This is a genomic window from Ideonella sp. B508-1 (genome assembly GCF_000333615.1).
Taxonomy (GTDB): Bacteria; Pseudomonadota; Gammaproteobacteria; order Burkholderiales; family Burkholderiaceae_C; genus Ideonella.
Genome location: NZ_BADL01000241.1, coordinates 1 through 2,466 on the forward strand (window position 1 = coordinate 1; position 2,466 = coordinate 2,466).

The following is a 2,466-nucleotide window of genomic DNA, read 5'->3' on the forward strand; positions in this document are numbered from 1 at the left end:
GCGCCCCTGGCGGCGGCCGATGATGTTCAGCAGATTGTTCAGGACAGGCTCCTGCCCCTTCGGCGGCCTGGGCCTGGCCCTGGAAGTGCAACTGCCCCTGGCGCCATTCGCCCTGGCCCTGCAGCAGCAGCGCCCCTTCCAGGGTCTGCAGGCTGATGCGGGCCGCCCCGGCGGGCTGACCGAAGATCTGCAGCCGGTAGCTGCCCAGGCTGTCCAGCGGCACCAACCGCGAGGAGGCCTGCAGCAGCTCGGCCTGGGCCTGACCTTGGATCGACCAGCCCTGGGGACCGGACAGCAGGGCCAGGCCGTGGCTGCTCAGGCGCAGCTGGCCATCCGGGCGCAGCGTGTTCCAGGGGGCGCCCAGGCCGATCAGCCAGCTGGCCGGCCACTGGCCCAGCAGATCACCGCTGGCGGTGTCCAGGCTCAGCCGCTGCTGGCGCCAGCCGGCCTGCCAGCGCAGCGTGAACGGGCTGGCGGCGCAGCAGGGCTGCGACAGCGTCAGGCTCAGGCCGTTCCAGTGCAGGCCCACCCGCCAGTGCAGGCGCGAGGGCAGGACGGAGGCGTCCCGGCTGCCCGGCCCGCCAGTGAGCACCGGCAGGGCGCTGCCGTCCCACCAGGGGCCTTCGGCTTCGGCCAGTTGCAGCCGTCCTTCGGTGGCACGGGACACCAGGCTGGCCATCCAGGCGGCCGGCAGCGTCATCGGCAGGGCCACCAGCAGGCCCAGGGCCGCGCCGGCCCAGGCCCAGCGGCGCGGGCGGGCCTCCGGGCGGGCGTCGGCCACCCGGCGCGGCGCGCCGAAGCGGGAGCGGAAGGTGGGGGTCGGGCTCACGGCTGTCCGGGCAGGGCCACCACGACGCGGCCACTGAAGTGGCCGGTGCCGTCGCGCTGGAGCTGCAGTTCGATGGGACGGGTGCGGGCACCTTGGCGGGCCTCGCTCAGCCAGGTGCGCAACTGGTCGGGCGAGGCGGCCTTGAGGCTCAGGGTGGCCCGGTCGCCGACGATGGCCAGTTGGCCCACCGTCCCCAGGCGCTGGGTGGCGGCCTGCAGGGCCTCGGTGGCCTGGGCGGCGGTGATGGGGTTCTGGCCCTTGAGCTGCTGCGCCTCGCTGGCCAGCCTTTGCATCTGCAGCCATTGGGCTTCCAGCGCTTCGGCCTGGGCAGGCACGTCGCGCCAGGTCTTCCAGACCGGGCGGATGAAGACCATCCACAGCAGCAGCAGGCCCAGGGCGGCCAGCATGGCACCGACCAGGGTGCGCTCGCGCGGATTGAGCGTTTGCCAGCGGGCCTGCAGGGGGGCCAGCGCGGAGGTCACGGAACCCAGGGCGGGGCGTGCGGTGCTGTGTTCGGTCATGGCTGTGTGTCGTGCGAGGCCGCGTTGGGGTTCACCGGGGCACGGCCCAGCGGACGGGCCGGCACATTGGCCGGCGGGGGACCGGACACCTCCACCTCTTCCCCGTCGTCCAGGGTTCCCGCCGCTGGGAGGGCGGTGCCGGGCCGGGCGCTCGGCACCGGGCGGGGGCCGGTGGCCGAGGGCAGTTGGGCCACCGAACTGGGCGGCGGGGTGCCCGGGCGGGCCTTCACGATGCTGGGGCCGTTGGCCGAGGGCTCGGCGTCCAGGCCCAGCGGCAGCAGCCGGCTGCGGAAGCCATCCACCTCGGGGGGCGACCAGCCGGGGCTGGTCAGGGTCAGGCGGCCGGGCTCGTAGTGCAGGGCGCTGGCCGGGCCGCGGCCCGAGGGCCAGGCCACTTCGGCGGCGGCCAGCAGCGGCTCCAGGTCGGTCTCGCCCGGCTTGCCGGCGGCGGCCCGCAGCAGGTCGATCTCCTTCTGCATCTGTGCCGGTGCGTCGATGACGGCCCGCACCTGTGGGAAGGTGGTCTGCAGCAGTGCCGTCATGCTTTGCTGACGCTGCGCCAGCGCGTGGCGTTGCTGCCAGGCCCAGACATTGGCGCCCACCAGCTGCACCAGCAGCAGGGTGGCCAGGCCGATGCGCGCCGGACGCCAGCGCGGGCTGCGCCACAGGGGCAGGAGTTTCTCGCGCAGGGCGCGGTGGCCCCGCCGCTGGGCGGCCAGATCGAACTGGCGCAGGTTCCATTCGCCGGCCGCGGCCTGCATCAGCCATTCACCCAGGGACAGGGCGGCCACCGGGGCGCCGGCCAGTTCGGCGGCCTGGGCCGCGGTGTCGGGCGTGGCGCTCCAGCGCGCGCTGTCCTCGGCCGGCACGGCCTGCAGCAGCGCGCGGGCGCCCGTCAGCGGCAGGCACAGCGCGCCCTGCGCGTCGCGCCAGGCCAGCCGCGGGTGTTCGGGGTTGCCGTGCACATGGGCGGCGGTGCTGCCGTCGGGGCGCCAGGCCGGCACCACCCGGTCCAGGGTCTGGCCGCTGGGTTCCAGCCGCGCGATCTGGCCGCGCACCCAGCTGCGGTTCACGGCGCCCACCCACACCGTGTCCCCGCCGCGCGCTTGGGGGGGC

3 protein-coding genes are annotated in these 2,466 nt (G+C 75.4%); all 3 read right to left on the minus strand.

Annotation, left to right across the window (positions count from 1 at the left end; all coding sequences use genetic code 11):
* Positions 1-829: hypothetical protein (locus I73_RS27210; RefSeq protein ID WP_051049155.1), on the minus strand; the 829-nt coding region annotated here is incomplete at its 3' end.
* Entirely contained in the window at positions 826-1,350 is a 525-nt protein-coding gene (gene gspM, locus I73_RS09960) for a type II secretion system protein GspM (protein ID WP_022980468.1), read from the minus strand. The genes gspM and I73_RS27210, both read right to left, overlap by 4 nt.
* A partial coding sequence (gene gspL / locus I73_RS27215) for a type II secretion system protein GspL (protein ID WP_148289766.1) occupies positions 1,347-2,466 on the minus strand: 1,120 nt, incomplete at its 5' end. The genes gspM and gspL, both read right to left, overlap by 4 nt.